Source organism: Sphingomonas sp. NCPPB 2930 (assembly GCF_042867205.1).
In the GTDB taxonomy this organism is placed as follows: Bacteria; Pseudomonadota; Alphaproteobacteria; order Sphingomonadales; family Sphingomonadaceae; genus Sphingomonas.
Genome location: NZ_JBHZQU010000002.1, coordinates 95,172 through 111,992, shown reverse-complemented (window position 1 = coordinate 111,992; position 16,821 = coordinate 95,172). Strand labels below are relative to the sequence as shown.

The 16,821-nt window shown below is 63.0% G+C and carries 18 protein-coding genes and 1 tRNA gene; 13 read left to right on the top strand and 6 right to left on the bottom strand.

Features of this window, described 5'->3' with window-relative positions; genetic code table 11:
• Nucleotide 1 precedes the first annotated feature (1 nt).
• Nucleotides 2–466 (bottom strand): hypothetical protein, encoded by a 465-nt coding sequence (locus tag ACFX59_RS03845; RefSeq protein WP_058752077.1) that lies wholly within the window; start codon nucleotides 464–466, stop codon nucleotides 2–4.
• Between ACFX59_RS03845 and ACFX59_RS03840 the strand changes: the two genes are divergently transcribed.
• Complete coding sequence (locus ACFX59_RS03840) at nucleotides 407–787, top strand: helix-turn-helix domain-containing protein (protein ID WP_387429815.1); 381 nt, start codon at nucleotides 407–409, stop codon at nucleotides 785–787. The genes ACFX59_RS03845 and ACFX59_RS03840 overlap by 60 nt on opposite strands.
• Here the strand turns inward: ACFX59_RS03840 and ACFX59_RS03835 are convergent.
• Both ACFX59_RS03835 and ACFX59_RS03830 read right to left on the bottom strand, forming a co-directional pair.
• Nucleotides 780–2,198 carry a hypothetical protein gene (locus ACFX59_RS03835; RefSeq protein ID WP_387429812.1) on the bottom strand — a complete coding sequence of 473 codons (1,419 nt, stop codon included), beginning with the start codon at nucleotides 2,196–2,198 and terminating at the stop codon, nucleotides 780–782. The two genes, ACFX59_RS03840 and ACFX59_RS03835, sit on opposite strands and share 8 nt — an antisense overlap.
• Before the next feature lie 592 nt (nucleotides 2,199–2,790).
• On the bottom strand, nucleotides 2,791–3,363 hold the full coding sequence (locus tag ACFX59_RS03830) for a recombinase family protein (RefSeq protein ID WP_387429810.1): 573 nt from the start codon (nucleotides 3,361–3,363) through the stop codon (nucleotides 2,791–2,793).
• 253 nt (nucleotides 3,364–3,616) lie between these two features.
• Between ACFX59_RS03830 and ACFX59_RS03825 the strand changes: the two genes are divergently transcribed.
• Nucleotides 3,617–4,675, top strand: a complete 1,059-nt coding sequence (locus ACFX59_RS03825; RefSeq protein WP_387429808.1) for a hypothetical protein — start codon at nucleotides 3,617–3,619, stop codon at nucleotides 4,673–4,675.
• Here the strand turns inward: ACFX59_RS03825 and ACFX59_RS03820 are convergent.
• The 3 genes from ACFX59_RS03820 to ACFX59_RS03810 all read right to left on the bottom strand — a co-directional run bounded on the left by ACFX59_RS03820 (nucleotide 4,668) and on the right by ACFX59_RS03810 (nucleotide 7,479).
• Entirely contained in the window at nucleotides 4,668–5,576 is a 909-nt protein-coding gene (locus ACFX59_RS03820) for a DNA-methyltransferase (RefSeq protein ID WP_387429805.1), read from the bottom strand. The genes ACFX59_RS03825 and ACFX59_RS03820 overlap by 8 nt on opposite strands.
• Before the next feature lie 70 nt (nucleotides 5,577–5,646).
• Nucleotides 5,647–7,281 (bottom strand): DUF6538 domain-containing protein, encoded by a 1,635-nt coding sequence (locus ACFX59_RS03815; protein ID WP_387430270.1) that lies wholly within the window; start codon nucleotides 7,279–7,281, stop codon nucleotides 5,647–5,649.
• A 108-nt stretch (nucleotides 7,282–7,389) separates the two neighbouring features.
• A tRNA-Ser gene (locus tag ACFX59_RS03810) sits at nucleotides 7,390–7,479 on the bottom strand.
• A gap of 146 nt (nucleotides 7,480–7,625) precedes the next feature.
• On the opposite strand from ACFX59_RS03810, the gene hspQ reads away from it, so the two are divergent.
• From hspQ to spt, 11 genes are all read left to right on the top strand, one after another.
• Nucleotides 7,626–7,991, top strand: a complete 366-nt coding sequence (gene hspQ, locus ACFX59_RS03805) for a heat shock protein HspQ (protein WP_373424686.1) — start codon at nucleotides 7,626–7,628, stop codon at nucleotides 7,989–7,991.
• A 161-nt stretch (nucleotides 7,992–8,152) separates the two neighbouring features.
• The gene (rplU, locus tag ACFX59_RS03800; RefSeq protein WP_007405484.1) at nucleotides 8,153–8,452 is read left to right on the top strand and encodes a 50S ribosomal protein L21; all 300 of its coding nucleotides are present in this window, start codon (nucleotides 8,153–8,155) and stop codon (nucleotides 8,450–8,452) included.
• Nucleotides 8,453–8,494: 42 nt separating this feature from the next.
• Nucleotides 8,495–8,761, top strand: coding sequence for a 50S ribosomal protein L27 (gene rpmA, locus ACFX59_RS03795; RefSeq protein ID WP_183951678.1), 267 nt, complete (start codon nucleotides 8,495–8,497; stop codon nucleotides 8,759–8,761).
• A 183-nt stretch (nucleotides 8,762–8,944) separates the two neighbouring features.
• Nucleotides 8,945–9,493: a GNAT family N-acetyltransferase gene (locus tag ACFX59_RS03790; RefSeq protein ID WP_387429802.1), complete on the top strand. Its 549-nt coding sequence runs from the start codon at nucleotides 8,945–8,947 to the stop codon at nucleotides 9,491–9,493.
• A 370-nt stretch (nucleotides 9,494–9,863) separates the two neighbouring features.
• On the top strand, nucleotides 9,864–10,238 hold the full coding sequence (locus tag ACFX59_RS03785; protein WP_354296536.1) for a TadE/TadG family type IV pilus assembly protein: 375 nt from the start codon (nucleotides 9,864–9,866) through the stop codon (nucleotides 10,236–10,238).
• On the top strand, nucleotides 10,235–11,854 hold the full coding sequence (locus ACFX59_RS03780; RefSeq protein ID WP_387429799.1) for a pilus assembly protein TadG-related protein: 1,620 nt from the start codon (nucleotides 10,235–10,237) through the stop codon (nucleotides 11,852–11,854). Before ACFX59_RS03785 ends, ACFX59_RS03780 begins: the two co-directional genes overlap by 4 nt.
• A 61-nt stretch (nucleotides 11,855–11,915) precedes the next feature.
• Entirely contained in the window at nucleotides 11,916–12,965 is a 1,050-nt protein-coding gene (obgE, locus tag ACFX59_RS03775) for a GTPase ObgE (RefSeq protein ID WP_307103463.1), read from the top strand.
• Nucleotides 12,966–13,155: 190 nt separating this feature from the next.
• Nucleotides 13,156–14,256 carry a glutamate 5-kinase gene (gene proB / locus ACFX59_RS03770; protein WP_387429797.1) on the top strand — a complete coding sequence of 367 codons (1,101 nt, stop codon included), beginning with the start codon at nucleotides 13,156–13,158 and terminating at the stop codon, nucleotides 14,254–14,256.
• Nucleotides 14,253–15,149, top strand: a complete 897-nt coding sequence (locus ACFX59_RS03765) for an SDR family oxidoreductase (RefSeq protein WP_387429794.1) — start codon at nucleotides 14,253–14,255, stop codon at nucleotides 15,147–15,149. Before proB ends, ACFX59_RS03765 begins: the two co-directional genes overlap by 4 nt.
• 67 nt (nucleotides 15,150–15,216) lie before the next feature.
• Nucleotides 15,217–15,462: an acyl carrier protein gene (locus ACFX59_RS03760; RefSeq protein ID WP_294272475.1), complete on the top strand. Its 246-nt coding sequence runs from the start codon at nucleotides 15,217–15,219 to the stop codon at nucleotides 15,460–15,462.
• 22 nt (nucleotides 15,463–15,484) lie between these two features.
• A complete protein-coding gene (spt, locus tag ACFX59_RS03755) occupies nucleotides 15,485–16,747 on the top strand; it encodes a serine palmitoyltransferase (RefSeq protein WP_387429790.1) in 1,263 nt (420 codons plus the stop codon).
• Nucleotides 16,748–16,821: the final 74 nt, after the last annotated feature.

The following is a 16,821-nucleotide window of genomic DNA, read 5'->3' as shown; positions in this document are numbered from 1 at the left end:
GTTAGAGGCCCGCCCCCGCCCGTGAGACCAGCGGCGCGTACTGCAACTCGCAGAAGCTGTCGCCGTCCAAGATGATGACGATCCGATTGTTGGACGGCTTATCGGCCCACATCAGTCGTTCGACCGAACCGGGATCGCGCTCCACCGGCTCTCCGTATTTCGCCAAGAGATCGCGCCGCAGATCGAGGCACCGTCGCTCACCCGTAGGTGATAGCGTGACCTTTTGGAGGCCGCTGGCGTCGAACCAGAAGCTCGCGCGAAATGCGCGATCACCCGCGCTGTAATCCGCTTCTACATCGCGGGTGGTGTCACCCTGCACGGACTTGTCGCCCGCCGCCGCCTTCGCTTTGCCATTACCAGCCGCGATCACCTGTGCAGGTGTCATTCCCCACTTGGCATACTGCCAATGGGCCTGTGCAGGCGTCGCAGCCAGCAGCGCCACACCGGCGATAATCAGGTTTCGCATAGTTCCTCCCAACAAAGCAGTTGTATCCTATGGTCTACAGAGCATTCGGTTGCTAGCAACAACTATGTAGACTATCGGCTGTCGTTCTATCGGAGACATTGTGGTCCATCATCGTCGATGGACATCAGGGAGCGATTTGGCCGGAACGTGAGGTCGCTGCGCGAGGCAGCGGCTATCTCACAGGACGAGTTTGCGGATACGGTCGGCGTTCACCGGACCTATATGAGCGGGATAGAGCGCGGAAAGCGTGCGCCTACGATCATCGTCGTCGAGAAGCTGGCACTCGCGTTGAAGGTCGATCCGGGCGTTCTGTTTAAATAGCGCGGGTCATGTCTGCACCGGATTGACCCGATATGCCCTTTAGCATCCGTTCACGCAGGGACCGATAAACGCCGACCAGCCTATACCGAGCGATCTGGGATGGGCTGTATCTGTGACGTATCCGCCCTTTCTCGATCACGCCTGCCCGCTCCAGATAACGGATGGCAGCTATACTGATCTGAGGGTTGATCCCTATCGCCAATCCACCATCGACCAACAGCCTTTCCGTCAGCAAGTCGAACAGCTCTGCCGACCCATTCGCTGCGCGACAGATAGCCCGCATGACGTAGGCGAGATCGCCGATGCTAGGCAGGTCCGGTTCATCGAAAAACTCGAAGAGGTCGGTCCATCGGATTAGCCGGGCAGCATCTTGGCGCTCGACGCTCAGCAAAATGTTGACCAAACGCGCCATGTGCGGGGGGCAGCTTGCACCGCTATTTCCAATCGCATCCGACCCGTAGCGACCTCGCCGCTGACGGCGCACCTCAAAACGGATGCGGGAAGGCGTCTTGGCATAGACTGATAGAGTATGCCGACCATCAACCGTTGATGAGATCGTGGCGGTCAACGCCAGTCGATCACCATCTCGTTCCAGACTGGGCTGCTCCTGATATGCCGGGTACAGCGTAACACGCGAAGCGGTGTCCGCGTCGAGTATGGACACAGCGGCTCCCCTGACAGCGGGTATAGCGTTCCGGTGGAACCTCTCGAAATAGGTTTCGATCTGCGGAACTGCGATTTGCCCCCAACTCAGTCGGATTTCGCCGTCCGGCGATGCGATAACTTGATCGCTTCCGTCGAACCCGAACCCACCGTCGTATTCCGACAGCGTTCGGCTTAGCAGGATTTGCAACTGCGCGATGTAAGTGGGAATGAACGTGGCAAACGGATCATCACCAAGGAGGCTGTGGACAGGAGGACGATCCGGCAAATAGTTGTCTGAGCCATCGAGGCTGCGCGGGATGCCGGATGGTTCGACCGCGACGCCGAAGAGAGTCAGGACATCCATTGAGAATATCCGCGCCCGAAAATCCTCCTGATCGCCAAACCTCGCGATCAACGACGCGAGGGTGCGCGTGGGGTTCGCTGACAGCTCAGCGATGATTGCTCCCTCCGTCTCGCTGCAACGCGTTGCCGAAATCTTCAAGGACAACTTCAGCAAGGAGGGTTGGACAGTCTCGACAGTGACACCGCTCCTATTCGCATCGTGATTGCGTAGCCACGGCAGTGCAGGGTCGGACAACCGGGTAGCGAAAAAGGCGCGTCCATCGGCCAGCGTCGTGCGCCACTGTCCTGTCAGTTTCAGTTGCAGCTTGTCGATGCCCCATTCGCGCGTCTGTGGCGGGAAGTTCCGGTCGAAGCCGGGCAGTGAAGATGCGCGATCACGTTGCCTTGCCCTTACGATCTTCACCGCTGGTGGTCGCAATCGGATATCCTTCCTGCCGTTAAGTGCTCGCGCCCCACAATAGTAAGGGCATCGTCGCCGACGCCACCCGCGAAATCACGGGCGCTCACGCATGGGCGTGACAGCGAGATCATGCACCCACGTTTTTGCGCCAAGCTCACGCAGAAAGCGTTGCCAATAGTCCGGGCGGCGGAAGCGGATGTGTACCGCGTAATGGCACCGTCGACAGATTGGGTATGCGGATAGGGGAGCCGTGTAGTCCTCAAGGTGCCATTGGTGAGACAGCCCCAGGCCAGCAAGGCACACCGAACAGGACGAGGCAGGACGCAACCCGCCCTCGGCCAACGCATGACGGATCGCGCCGCCACCAGCGCGACGTTCGGCAGCGGTGAAGCCATTATAGCTGTTCCCGCTCATCGGTTTAGTGGGGCGACGGCGGGGACGATGTGACGCGCCAGACTGTGGGTATCCGTTCGCAAGCGTGCGATCAACGGCACCACCTCATCCGGCGACAGCTCGGGAACCTGTCCCTCAGTTGCAACCGCGTGCATGTCCTCCAGCGCGGCGGTGATAGTCGAGAAGGCAACGGCAACCCGGTTCACGCTGCCGCCCCCGACTGACTGGCAAGGATGCGGTAGACCGATGCTCGGGAAATGGAGAGCTTGGCCGCAATGGCGCTCGCGCCTACTCCTGTCTGTGCGAGAGCGCGGACGTCTTGGGCCTTGGCCCGCGCGGTCGGTGCTCGACCTCGATAGCGCCCCTCGCCCTTGGCTTTGGCGATGCCCTCGCGCTGCCGGGCCAACATTATACTCCTCTCGAACTCTGCGACGGCGGCGAACATCGTCAGCAGCATCCTGCCGCTCGGCGATTTCGTGTCCATTTCCGAACCGCCAAAATCGAGAACGCGAAGCGCGACCCCTTTACGCTCTAACGTTGAGACGATGGACAGCAGATCGGTCGTCGAACGCGCCAACCGGTCCAGCCGGGCGACGACTAGCGCGTCGCCTTCGCGCACGAACTCCAGCGCCAAATCGAGTTGGTCGCGGACAGCGACCGACGACACCTGTTCAGAGAACACCTTCGTGCAACCCGTTGCAACAAGCTGGCGCTGCTGCGCCTCCAGTCCAGCGAGCTGTTCCGCCGTACTGGTCCGGGCATATCCAATCAACATGGTCGATCCCCTTTGTTTACAAGAGGATAGCCGCCTGCCGAGCGCAGTCCAGACCTACGTTATTGTTTTATATGGATTTTCACTGACTTCTAAAACCCATGAGACAGCGTTTCATTGGCGAGGATCGGACCTGTGTGAGACAGCGATAACCGTTCGCCATGCTGTCTCACTGGAGCAAGGCCTTGTGACACCATACAACCACCGTTACCGATCACCACAAAGGCAAGTCCGATTTGCCTAAGGGAGAACATCATTGGAAACGCTGGATCATCGCCGCGCAGAGTTCGCTGCAAATGTATGGAACCATGCGGACGATCCATTCCAAATGTCTTTTGACGAGCGCCCTCCTTTGTCGGCAGCCGAAGTCGAGGCATTACGAGAGGTTATATCGACGGTCCTAGACGAAAGCCCTGAGCGTTCCGCGCAAATCATAGGGCGCGCGCTTGCGCGCGATCCCGTACTGATGGGGCATTGCCTGCAACTTGTCGGTCTAACCCGAAATAAAATAATCCAGGATTTGAAGGCTGCAACACGCACGGGAGCAGTCAAAGTTCAGGTGCCAAGCTCGTACAAGGGACTTCCGGGCAGCAACGCATGGAAGTATGCGGGGCCATACCTCACCAAAAAACTACAAACAGTTTTTTTGCCGTTCGCGAGCGACAGAACCGTACTAGACGCTGCAATTGAAGCGCTTAATCAGGCAACTTGGCCGGGGTACATCAGGCAAGAGCGCGCGAAACGCAGCGGTCACGAGGCAGAGTTCCGCATTGCAGCCTTGCACTTGGCGTGCGGCATACCGTTTGAGCCAGAGGAGAAGGCGCAAAACCCGCTATGCCGAGATTTGATTATCGGGAACGTATCATTTGATCTTGTCATACCGGGAGCAGCCCGCCCCGCTGTCTGCATCAAATCTACGGTCCATACTTCTAATATCGGTCAGTATGGCGAAAGCAAAGACCACTTAGAAGTCGACGAAGCAAAGCGCATGTTGGACAATGCGTATGGTAGCAATAACCGGCCAGTGCTGCTCGCCTTCATTGATGGCGTGGGCTTTGAAAGCAATCGAGCTGGTCTTCATGGTGTATTGGAAAAGGCGGATGAGTTTTGTCAGTTTAATACGATATGGAAGGCTATAATGATTTCCTCGACTAAGATATCGACGCCTATGACGTTCGTCATACCAAAAAACTCTCAGGCTAATCACAAGGCCTTTCTATCTCGCCACCAGGGCAACTCTCGCATAGTAGATCGAGAGAGCTACAATCTTACTGGGGACGAGATAGAGGCGGGCGAGGCCCTAATCCTTATTTGACTAGGCCGTCCAGCAAATCAGCGTCTTTAACGCGCTTTTGATATTGTGACTTCCTAGGTGCGCTACCAGTCGTCATTGTCGCGGAGTGGAGGATGTCGACCGACTTCCAGTCAGGCACCTCCCACTCCTCGCTGACCCGATCTTTGATGAGATTTGCGAAAGAACTGTTTATCTCGAAACCTATGCCCCTCCGCTCCATCACGCGGCAGACTTTTAAAGTTGTGCCAGACCCAACGAATGGATCGACAATGACATCGCCGGGGTCAGTGTATGAGGCCAAAAAAAAGGCAACCAGCTCCTCGGGGAAAGCTGCGACGTGGTAGTTGCCCTTTTTAACGTTTGGGGGACGATAGGCCGGTATTCTTAGAACGTTGCCCACACAACGACCCGCAGCATTTCGCTTCTCGCTACGGGGATCAGCGAGTAGATACTTCTGCGGAACGCGGGGTTTATGAAACTTGTAGGGCTTGCCGTCTTCCTCTTTTACAAACACTAGAAGATATTCAAACTTGTTATCAAAAAGCCTCTCGATATAATAGTTTGGCTGCGGCAAGGCATTCGGAATATACCAGATATTTACGTCATGGATTTTCCAATCACGCATCTTTGCCACTATATCGAACGCGATAGGGTAAAATACCTTCTGGTGCCGACGGGAGTTGACGTTAACAACCAGGATTGCTCCAGGCTTGGCTACTCGATAACACTCACGCCAAACCTCGTTCATCTCCTCAATATATTCGTCATATGCCACATGACCAATGGAACCGTCTCCACCTCCGTAATCCTTTAGGTTCCAATACGGCGGACTAGTAATCAGAAAGTCGACAGATGCGTCCTCCACGTTTTTCATGTTCCTCGCATCCGTGCAATAAAGGGTCTGACCACCGCTTATCTTCATCACTTACTCCAGAAGTATCTTAAAAATAAAAACACAACATCACAGTGCATACACATAACGACGACGTTCATCAGTTGCAGCCCAACTGAGAATACTCGTCTCTATCGGCCTCTGTGATGGCATATCGCGGGAGGCGTCTGATCTCTCTGAGCGTCGCACCGACCGATACGTCGCCGTACGCCTCTCCCTCTGTGCGAGGGGTGTGGCCTTGCATGCGATCCCTGATCTCCGGGTCCATGCGAACGTTTCGACTTTCTGTTTTGAATCGATGCCGCCAGCCGTGATTAGGCTGTACCGCAGGATCGTTGACGCCGATCTCGCGGACCCATCTCGCTAAAAACTCGCCCACCTTTTTTGACTGAGGGTTTTCATCCGCCCCTCCTCTGCGTCGCAACGGGTCGAAAAACAAATACCCCTTGGCCATTTTCGCAACAGCCGGAAATCCCTGTTCAACGAGATGGGGATGCAAGGCAACCGTTCGCGCTACGGACGTTTTGATAGGCCCGGCTTCCGGCGTGATGTGTATTGTCCAGATGCCATCAACTTGGGTGACGTCCTGGGAGCGGAGTTGGGTAATCTCGTTCACACGCGCGCCCGTATAAGCGCAAATCCAAGGCACCCATCGCCGCGCCAAAGCCCGTTCTGGTGAAAGGCGAGACGGTGGCGGCGTGAGCGTTGCCTTCAAAATCTGGTTGGCTTCCTCGTCGGTCAAACCCGGTCCACGCTTGCGAACCTTTTTCGCTCCTCGCACGCGGGTGGTCTCGGCAGGATTGTTAGGTATCTTGCGGTTCTCGACGGCCCAACGGAGCGTGGTTTTCAAAGCCGAGAGATACGTTTCCCCAACAGTCTTGGCGCTCAACCCGGAACCGTCTTTGCCAGCCTTGTGGAGCAGGTGGTCCTTCCATGCCACGACGTCTTCCGGCGTTATCTTGGCGGCGTCATCATGCCCGACGAACGCCACGAAGGCTGATAGCTGACGCCGCCACGCCTTGATCGTGGCCGCAGCGGGCTTCCGCTCTTTGGAGTAGCCATCGAACAGCCCCATCATAGACACCGGGGTCCGAGCCACTCGTTCGCGTTGGCGCTCAGCATCCAACCGATATTGCTCGGGCGAGAAAGTGTCATCCAACACGCGGACGGGATCGCCATTGGCCTCCTGCGCGAACCGACGCGCAGCCTCCATCTGACCGCGACCAACGAGCTTCGTCAGTCGACGGTGCAACAGGGTGCTAGGCGCGATCTGCCACCCGAAACGTTCTATCAGCGCCTCGACAATCCAATCGGTCATCATGGCGCTTTCGCTGCCTATCCTCATTCCGGCGGCGGCGTCTCCCAATAGGGCATCATAATCCCGCATAAGGTCGACCGCCCGATCTACATCGGTGATCGTATTCACCTCATCGACCATACGACCGACACGCTCCGCGAACCACAGACGCACGCCTTCTTCGGCTTCTTCCGCTGTCGGCTCTCGCTTGATGGTGTCAAGAACCACGGCTGGCGATCTGGTGCCGGTCGCCTCGGCCAGCAGACGGTCAAACTTTTCCAGTTCGCGGGCGAGCAAGTGCCGAGCCTCGGAAATGCTGCCGGAACCCAAGGACACCAGCACCTCGATTTTCCCGAAAGCGGCACGAGCGCGCTTGGGCACACCCCGCCGAAAGACGAGATGCTCGCCGCGTCGATACAGGTAACGATGCCCCTTCACCCGCTTCAAGGATTTCTCCCCTTTTTGTAGCAGATTTTGTAGCAAGCATCGTCGCAGAAAGCCCCGTTTACAAGGCTTTTTAGGCTTATCAGCAGCTTGACAGGTAAGTGGCGGAGAGGGAGGGATTCGAACCCTCGGTACCGTTGCCGGCACGCCGCATTTCGAGTGCGGTGCATTCGACCACTCTGCCACCTCTCCGCGAGGACGATCCGAAAAAGGCCGGTTGGCCTTCGGGGCTGATCGATTGGAGGCGCGCTGTTAGATCAGCTTTTTGCGCATTGCAAGCGCCTAAACTTGTGCGGCGCGATAAAGACATTAAATCGGGCGATATGGACGCCACCGACATGATGCCCCTGACCTCGCGCCTGGATGTGGACGCGCCGATGATCGCGACCGCGCGCTTCGCGATCGGGGATGTCGTGCGCCACCGCATGTTCGACATTCGCGGCGTCATCTTCGACGTCGACCCCGTCTTCGCCAACAGCGACGAATGGTATGACGCCATTCCCGAGCAGATCCGGCCCGCCAAGGACCAGCCCTTCTATCACCTGCTCGCGGAGAATGCCGAATCGAGCTATGTCGCCTATGTCAGCCAGCAGAATCTGTTGCACGACGACAGCGACGAACCGATCGAGCATCCCGCGATTCCCGGCCTGTTCACCGGCTATGCCGATGGGCGTTATCTGCTGCGGCGCGAACATCGCCACTGAGTCGGCTGCGGCAGCGGGGATTTGGGGTGCGCGGAACCCCTGACCCGGCATCAAAAGCTGCAATCCTTGGTTGACAATCGGGCCACCTTTGCCTAGCTGACCCTTCTTTCCCGACGGGCATTCCCGCGCGGGAGCCATGCATTTGGGAAGTGATAAGAGCCATGTTCGCAGTCGTGCGCACGGGCGGCAAGCAGTATCGCGTCGCCGCCGGAGATAAGATCGTCGTCGAGAAGATCGAGGGCGAAGCCGGCGCGTCGGTGACGCTGGGTGACGTTCTGCTGGCGGGCGAAGGCTCGGAGCTGAAGGCCGTCGACGGCATCACCGTTGCCGCCGAAATCATCGCACAGGCGAAGGCCGACAAGGTCATCGTCTTCAAGAAGCGTCGTCGCCACAACTATCGTCGTCGCAACGGCCACCGTCAGCAGCACACGATCCTGAAGATCGTGTCGGTCGGCGCCTGAATCTCAGCCGCGCCACCCAACGAAATCCAGGAGTAGTTCGCAATGGCACATAAGAAAGCAGGCGGTTCGTCGCGTAACGGTCGTGATTCGGCCGGCCGTCGCCTTGGCGTGAAGAAGTTCGGCGGCCAGGAAGCCATCGCCGGCAACATCCTCGTGCGTCAGCGCGGGACCAAGTTCTATCCGGGTCGCAACGTGGGCATGGGCAAGGACCATACCCTGTTTGCGCTCGTCGATGGCCGCGTCTCGTTCCACGAGGGCAAGCTGGGCCGTAAATTCTGCTCGGTCGAACTGGCCGCAGCGGCCGAATAATCGGGCAACCGCGCCGGGTTGCCCACCAGGGTGACCCGGGTTCCGCGCAGGAACCAGCAAAAAAGGGAGACGGGTCACCCCGGCTCCCTTTTTTTCATGCTCCCTCCACCGCCCCCGCGCCTGTCTCCGTCCCGTCATCGGGACGTGCCACAGGCGCCTGGCGTGACGAGGAGTTGTCGAGTGATGTTCGCGCGGACCCCAAGATTGTTGCTGCGGCCAGCCTGGCCGGAAGATGCCAGCGCCCTGACCCGGGCGATCGGCCATGAAGCCGTCGCCCGGATGGCGGCGCGTGTTCCCTACCCCTATGCGCAGGCCGATGCCGAGCGCTGGCTGGCCCTGCCCTGCGGCGCGACCGAGCCGCGCTTCCTGATCACCGCGCTGGATCGCGGCGGCGCGCCCGAACTGATCGGCGGCATCGCGATCATCACGGGCGATACCGGGCATGAGCTCGGCTATTGGCTGACCCCGGCGGCCTGGGGGCGCGGCTATGCGACCGAGGCGGGCCGCGCGGTCGTCGACATGGCGCGCCATGCCCTGCCGATCCGGCGGCTGGGCGCCTGGCACTTCGCCGACAACCCCGCCTCGGGGCAGGTGCTGACGAAGCTGGGCTTCCGCCCGAGCGGACAGCGCATGGCCCGCGCCTCCGCCGCGCGCGCGACATTGTCGCCCAGCATCCACTACGCGCTCGACCTGGATGACGACCGACGGGCGTCCATGCCCCTCGCCGCCTGAACCTCTTCGCCTTTCCATCACCGGAAAGGCGAAGCCGGGCCCCGTCCGAATCGCCGCGACTCGGGGGATGGGTCACGTCCTCCACGCGAGCGGCCGCGCGCGTTAACCATTCCCGCTTTGAGCACGTTATTTGCGCGCAACGACGCGATTCCTGTCCGTTCTGGTCGCATCTGCGAGCGCGTCCAAAAATTCACGGGGTCAGTGGGATAGATTTAGGCGATTGATAAGGATCAACGCCCCTGATGTGATATATCCATCAGCCGTCAGGGGGAAATCGATGGTCCATATTGCCCGTTCGCAGCCCTCACCCTGGGCGCTTAGATTTAGGCTCTCTCTCCCGTCCTCTTCGCTCGGCCGCGATCGTCGGGGCGTGGCGGTCGTGGAACTGGCGCTGGTGCTGCCCATCCTGTTGGGGCTGTTGATGGGGATCGTCAGCTTCGCCGACTATTTCCTGACCGCGCATATGGTGCAGCAGGCCGCCAACGATGCCGCCCGCGCCGCGCTGGCCGGGATCGATGCGGGCGAGCGCCGGACGATCGCGGTCGATACCGCCCGGCGGCTGCTCGGCGCGGCAGGCACGCTTCGGCCCGAACGGGGCGAGATCATCGCGGTCGAGCAGAATAATATCCTGACCGTCTCGATCCGCTATGATGCGCATGACGATCCTCTGCTGAACCTTCCCTTCGTGCCGACGCCCGGGCGCATACTGTCGGCCCGGGGCGTGGCGATGATCGGCGGCCTGTGAGGGCACGGCTCCGCGACGACCGGCGGGGCGGCGTCAGTATCCTGACCGCGATTTCCGCCATGGCGCTGATCGGCTGTGCGGCGCTGGGCGTCGATATCGGCATGCTCACCCTGTCGCAGCGCAAATTGCAGGGGGTGGCGGACCAGGCCGCGCTCGCCGCCGTCGCCTCCAGCCCCGAGCGGCGCGCCGAGGCGGTGCAGCGCCTGCTCGCGACGAACGGCCTGGTCCATGTATCGAGCACGCTGGCGATCGGCACCTACCGCGCCGACCGCTCGATCGCGCCGGAAAACCGCTTCGCGACGGGCGCGGATGGCGGGGCGATTCGGGTCGTGCTGCGCCAGCCGGTGCGGCTGTTTTTCGGGCGGGTGCTGACCGGCGATGCCCAGCGCCCCGTCGCGGCCAGCGCGGTGGCGCGGCGAGTCGATCTTGCCGCCTTCTCGCTCGGCACCCGGCTGGCGCAGGTTCAGGACGGGCTGCCCGGCGCGCTGCTCAGCGGCCTGGCGGGCAGCAACCTGTCGCTGTCGCTGCTCGATTACCGGGCGCTGGTCGACACGCGAATCGAGCTGCTGCCCATGATCAAGGCGCTCGGCACGCGGCTGAACCTGACCGGCGCCAGCTATAACGAGATACTGGCCGCCGACGTCACCCTGCCCACCTTGTTGAACGCCATGGCCGACACGACGGGCCAGGCGGGCACGGCCACGCTGCTGCGCCGTCTGGCCTTGCGGGTGCCGGGATCGCCGGTGCCGCTGACCCGGCTGATCGACCTGGGGCCGCTGGGCGATGCGACATCGGCGACATCGCGCGACCTGATCGGGGTCGATGCCTATTCGATGCTGCGCGAATCGCTGGCCATCGCCAATGGGCGGCGGCAGGTGGCGCTGGACCTGGGCGCGTCGGTGCCTGGACTGGTGTCGACCAGGGTGCTGCTGGCGATCGGCGAGCGGCCCGCCGCCTCGCCGTGGCTGGCGGTGACGCGCGACGGGTCGACGACCGTCCGCACCGCGCAACAGCGGTTGCTGGTCGATACCCAGATCGGGGTGCCGTTTCTCGCCAATATCCAGTTGCCGCTGTTCGTCGAGACCGCCTCGGCCCAGGCGCGGCTGAACGCGGTGCGCTGCACAGGCACGACCCCGACGGTGACGGTCGACAGCCTCCCCTCGCCCGGCACGCTGGCGGTCGCGCAGGTCGACCGGACGCTGTTCGACGACATGAACCGCGCGCCGATCACCGGCGCGGCGACGCTGCTCCAGATTCCGCTCGCCAAGGTCATGGGCCATGCGCGGATCGACCTGGCGAGCGACACCGCGTGGCAGCATATCCATTTCGACCAGACCGATATCGCCAATGCAATGACCAGGACGGTCACCGCCAATTCGGCGGTCCGCGGCATCGCCCAGTCGCTGATCCGGCAGGTCGACCTGCAACTGGTGCCGCTGGGCATCCCGATCGGGCTGGGCGGACTGACGGGCGCGGTTGGCGCGGCGCTGTTGCCGGTCGCCCCGGCGCTGGACCTGCTGATCGGCAACCTGACCGACCTGATGGGCCTGCATGTCGGCCAGGCCGATGTGACGATCAACGGCGTGCGGTGCGGCGGGGCCGTGCTGGTCGCCTGAATGGCGGGCAGGATGACGGGCGGGCTGGCCTCTTGGCGCGGCCCGGACTAAGAGCGCAGCCATGCATTTTCTCGATCAGGCCAAAATCTTCGTCCGCTCCGGCGCGGGCGGCCCCGGCGCCGTTTCCTTCCGGCGCGAGAAGTTCATGGAATATGGCGGCCCCGATGGCGGCAATGGCGGCAAGGGCGGCGACATCATCTTCGAGGCGGTCGCCGGACTGAACACGCTGATCGACTTCCGCTATACCCAGCATTTCCGCGCGCCGCGCGGCCATGGCGGGTCGGGGTCGAACCGCACCGGCGGCGGCGGCGACGATCTGGTCATCAAGGTGCCCGTCGGCACCCAGGTCCTGTCCGAGGACAAGGACGAAGTGCTGCTCGACTTCACCAAGGTCGGCCAGCGCGAGGTGTTCCTGCGCGGCGGCGACGGCGGACGCGGCAATGCCAGCTACAAGACCTCGACCAACCGCGCCCCGCGCCAGCACGGCACCGGCTGGCCGTCCGAGGAGGCATGGGTCTGGCTGCGGCTGAAGCTGCTGGCCGATGCGGGTCTGGTGGGCATGCCCAATGCGGGCAAGTCGACCTTCATCAACGCGGTGACGAACGCGCAGGCCAAGGTCGGCGCCTATGCCTTCACCACCACCCGGCCGCAGCTGGGCGTGGTGCGGCATCACCAGCGCGAATTCGTCGTCGCCGATATTCCCGGCCTGATCGAAGGCGCGGCGGACGGCGCCGGGATCGGCGACCGCTTCCTGGGTCATATCGAGCGGTGCCGCGTGCTGCTGCATCTGGTCGACGCCAATGATGCGGATGTCGCGCAAAGCTATCGCATCGTCCGCGACGAGCTGGAAGCCTATGGCGGCGGGCTTGCGGAAAAGCCGCACATCATCGCGCTCAACAAGATCGACACGCTGGACGACGAACTGATCGAGGCGCTGTCGGCCGAACTGGCCGAGGCGAGCGGCGCGGACGTGATCCCCTTGTCGGGCGCGGCCGGTATCGGCGTCGACTGGGTGCTCGACAAGCTGCTCGAGGCGATCGGGCCGGGGCCCGATTCGGTGCCGGAGGGTGACGAAGGCGAGGACGAAATCACGTGGTCGCCGCTGGCCTGACGGTGCGGGCGGCTGGCGCGGTGAGACACCCTGCCCTCCCCCATCCCCTCCCGCTTGCGGGAGGGAGAGCCAAGGTGGAACGCTTGCCCCACAACCTCTTCCCTCCCGCAAGCGGGAGGGGTTGGGGGGAGGGAAACGTGCCTCGCAGAGACCATCGCTCACGACATTCCTATCCTATGACCATTTCGCCATGATCTTCCCCCCCACCACCTGCCAGCGGCTGATCGTCAAGGTCGGCTCCGCCCTCCTCGTCACCCCGGAAGGCGAAGTCCGTCGCGACTGGCTGACCGGGCTGGTCGCCGACATCGCCGCGCGCGTCCGTGCAGGCCAGCAGATCGCGATCGTCTCCTCCGGCGCGATCGCGCTCGGCGCACGCCGCCTCGGTCTGCCCAAGGGCGGCCGCGCCAGCCTGGAGGATGCGCAGGCCGCCGCCGCGACCGGCCAGATCGCGCTCAGCCAGGCCTGGGCCGAGCTGCTCCAGGCGCAGGGTCTGACCGCCGCCCAGATGCTGGTGACGCTGGACGATCTGGAGGATCGCCGCCGCTATCTGAACGCGGCGGCGACGCTGGGGCGGTTGCTGGGGCTGGGCGTGGTGCCGGTCATCAACGAGAATGACAGCGTCGCGACCGAGGAAATCCGGTTCGGCGACAATGACCGGCTCGCCGCGCGGGTGGGCCAGGCGGCGGGCGCCAACGGGGTGCTGCTGCTCTCCGACGTGGACGGGCTGTACGACAGCAACCCGCATACCAATCCGGAGGCACGCCATATCGAACGGGTCGATCGGATCGACGCGGTCAGCGGCATGGCCGATGGCGGCTCGGCCTCGGGCATGGGCTCGGGCGGCATGGTGTCCAAGATCGCCGCCGCGCGCATCGCGGTCAGCGCGGGCGCCCACCTCGCCATCGCGTCGGGGCGGATCGAGCATCCGCTGTCGACCCCTGCGCGCCACACTATCTTCGTCGCCGAAAAGAGCGCACCCGCGCGCAAGGCATGGCTGGCGGGCGGGCTGACCGCGCGCGGAGCGATCACCGTGGATGCGGGCGCGGCCAAGGCGCTGGCCGAGGGCAACAGCCTGCTCGCCGCTGGAGCGACCGCCGTGCAGGGCCATTTCGCACGCGGTGACCTCGTCACGGTCGAGGGGCCGGGCGGCACCATCGCGCGCGGCCTCAGCGAATATGATTCGACCGAGGCGCGCGCACTGATCGGCACGCGGTCGGACCAGCAGGCGCGGATATTGGGCCATGCCCCGCGCGCCGCGCTGATCCATCGCAACCACCTCGCGCTGCTATGATCGTCGCGGTGACGGGAGCGACCGGTTTCGTCGGTCGCGCGGTGGTGGACCGCGCCGCCGGTTCGGGGCTGTCGCTGCGCGCGCTGACCCGGCGGGCCCAGCCGTCGCGCGCCGGCATCACCTGGATCGCGGGCGCGCTCGACAAGCCGGAGAGCCTCGCGACGCTGGTCGAGGGCGCGGATGCCGTGCTGCACATCGCGGGCGTGGTCAACGCACCCGATCGCGCGGGCTTCGTCGCGGGCAATATCGACGGCACCCGCGCCATGGTCGAGGCGGCCAAGGCGGCGGGCATCCGGCGCTTCGTCCATGTCTCCTCGCTGTCGGCGCGCGAGCCCGACCTCTCCACCTATGGCTGGTCCAAGCGGCAGGCCGAGGATGTGGTGACGGATAGCGGCCTCGACTGGACCATCGTCCGGCCCAGCGGCATCTATGGCCCCGGCGACATGGAGATGCGCGACATGTTCCGCGCCGCCAAACTAGGCCTCGCGCTGATGCCGCCGCCGGGCAAGCTGTCGCTGATCGCAGTCGAGGATTTCGCGCGGCTGCTGACCACGCTCGTCGCCGCCGACGGTCCGCGTGCGATGCTGGAGGTCGATGACGGCCAGGTCCTGACCCATACCGATCTCGCGACCGCGATCGGCGCGGCGGTGGGGCGGCGGGTGATGACGCTGCATCTGCCCAAGGCGCTGCTGAGCCTGGGCGCGAAGATCGACCGCAAGCTGCGCGGGAATGGCGCCAAGCTGACCCCCGACCGGGTCGGCTATCTCTGCCATCCCGACTGGACCGCCGACCCCGCGCGCCGCCCCGACCCCGCGCTTTGGGAACCGGCCATCGCGCTTTCCAAGGGGCTGGCGGATACGGCACGGTGGTATCGCGCCAACGGCTTGCTATAGCGAACGCCATCACGCGGTCGAAAAGCCGCCGCATTTGGGTGCCACTGGCCCCCTCGAAAGGATCATCATGAGCGACCGCCAAGCCATTTTCGACACCGTCGCGGCCCAGATCGCGCCCTTCAACAAAAAGGGTGTCGAACTGACCGAGGCGACGACCTTCCAGGGCGACCTGGAGTGGGACAGCCTGACCGTGATGGATTTCGTCGCCGCGATCGAGGACGAATTCGACATCATCATCACGATGAACATGCAGGCCGAGATCGAGAATGTCGGCCAGCTGGTCGACGCGGTCGAAAAGCTGAAGCAAGCCTGATCGCCTCCAAACGGACACCGACATGACCGAAGCCGCCGCCCAGCCCCACGCCCTGCCCGCCGACCCCGAGACGGTCGCCCCCGAGCATGACCTGCTGTCCAAGTTCGACGGCCTGATCGCCGAGCGGCAGAAGCTGCTCGACTCGGGCGTCACCGATCCCTTTGCGATCGTGATGGAACAGGTGAAGTCGCCCACCGAGGCGGTGATCCGGGGCAAGGACACGATCCTGCTCGGCACGTACAATTACATGGGCATGACCTTCGACGCGGACGTGATCGCGGCGGGCAAGACCGCGCTGGAACAGTTCGGCTCGGGCACCAATGGCAGCCGGATGCTCAACGGCACCTTTCACGACCATATGGAAGTCGAACAGGCGCTGCGCGATTTCTACGGCACGACCGGCGCGATCGTCTTCTCGACCGGCTATATGGCGAACCTCGGCATCATCTCGACGCTGGCGGGCAAGGGGGAATATGTCATCCTCGACGCCGACAGCCATGCCTCGATCTATGACGGCTGCCAGCAGGGCAATGCCGAGATCGTCCGCTTCCGCCACAATTCGGTCGAGGATCTCGACAAGCGGCTGGGCCGTCTGCCCAAGGAGCCCGCCAAGCTGGTGGTGCTGGAGGGCGTCTATTCGATGCTGGGCGACATCGCCCCGCTGAAGGAAATGGTCGCGGTCGCCAAGAAGCACGGGTGCATGGTGCTGGTCGACGAGGCGCATTCGATGGGCTTTTTCGGCCCCAACGGGCGCGGCGTGTACGAGGCGCAGGGGCTGGAAGGCCAGGTCGATTTCGTCGTCGGCACCTTCTCCAAGTCGGTCGGCACGGTCGGCGGCTTCGTCGTGTCCAACCATCCGAAGTTCGAGGCGGTGCGCCTGGCCTGCCGCCCGTATATCTTCACCGCCTCGCTGCCCCCCTCGGTGGTGGCGACCGCGACGACTTCGATCCGCAAGCTGATGACCGCGCACGAAAAGCGCGAGCGGCTGTGGTCGAACGCACGCGCGCTGCATGGTGGACTGAAGGCGATAGGGTTCAGGCTGGGCACCGAAAACTGCGACAGCGCGATCGTCGCGGTGATCCTGGACGACCAGGAACAGGCGGTCATCATGTGGCAGGCGCTGCTCGACGGCGGGCTCTACGTCAACATGGCGCGCCCGCCCGCGACCCCGGCGGGGACCTTCCTGCTGCGCTGCTCGATCTGCGCCGAGCATACGCCCGAACAGATCGAGACGGTGCTGGGCATGTTCCGGGCGGCGGGCCAGGCGGTCGGCGTTCTCGCCTGATCGGCCTATGCCCCTGGCGGCTTTGCAATATCCCATGCTTGCGATAGCGTGGCGACCGTGATCGAACAGGAGGA

What these genes read in the sequence shown, in the direction of transcription:
- ACFX59_RS03830 (WP_387429810.1), bottom strand. Translation starts at nt 3,363, where the DNA reads ATGTTGATTGGATATGCCCGGACCAGTACGGCGGAACAGCTCGCTGGA.
- ACFX59_RS03765 (WP_387429794.1), top strand. Translation starts at nt 14,253, where the DNA reads ATGATCGTCGCGGTGACGGGAGCGACCGGTTTCGTCGGTCGCGCGGTG.
- spt (WP_387429790.1), top strand. Translation starts at nt 15,485, where the DNA reads ATGACCGAAGCCGCCGCCCAGCCCCACGCCCTGCCCGCCGACCCCGAG.
- ACFX59_RS03845 (WP_058752077.1), bottom strand. Translation starts at nt 466, where the DNA reads ATGCGAAACCTGATTATCGCCGGTGTGGCGCTGCTGGCTGCGACGCCT.
- obgE (WP_307103463.1), top strand. Translation starts at nt 11,916, where the DNA reads ATGCATTTTCTCGATCAGGCCAAAATCTTCGTCCGCTCCGGCGCGGGC.
- ACFX59_RS03790 (WP_387429802.1), top strand. Translation starts at nt 8,945, where the DNA reads ATGTTCGCGCGGACCCCAAGATTGTTGCTGCGGCCAGCCTGGCCGGAA.
- proB (WP_387429797.1), top strand. Translation starts at nt 13,156, where the DNA reads ATGATCTTCCCCCCCACCACCTGCCAGCGGCTGATCGTCAAGGTCGGC.
- rplU (WP_007405484.1), top strand. Translation starts at nt 8,153, where the DNA reads ATGTTCGCAGTCGTGCGCACGGGCGGCAAGCAGTATCGCGTCGCCGCC.
- ACFX59_RS03840 (WP_387429815.1), top strand. Translation starts at nt 407, where the DNA reads ATGGGCCTGTGCAGGCGTCGCAGCCAGCAGCGCCACACCGGCGATAAT.
- hspQ (WP_373424686.1), top strand. Translation starts at nt 7,626, where the DNA reads ATGATGCCCCTGACCTCGCGCCTGGATGTGGACGCGCCGATGATCGCG.
- rpmA (WP_183951678.1), top strand. Translation starts at nt 8,495, where the DNA reads ATGGCACATAAGAAAGCAGGCGGTTCGTCGCGTAACGGTCGTGATTCG.
- ACFX59_RS03760 (WP_294272475.1), top strand. Translation starts at nt 15,217, where the DNA reads ATGAGCGACCGCCAAGCCATTTTCGACACCGTCGCGGCCCAGATCGCG.
- ACFX59_RS03820 (WP_387429805.1), bottom strand. Translation starts at nt 5,576, where the DNA reads ATGAAGATAAGCGGTGGTCAGACCCTTTATTGCACGGATGCGAGGAAC.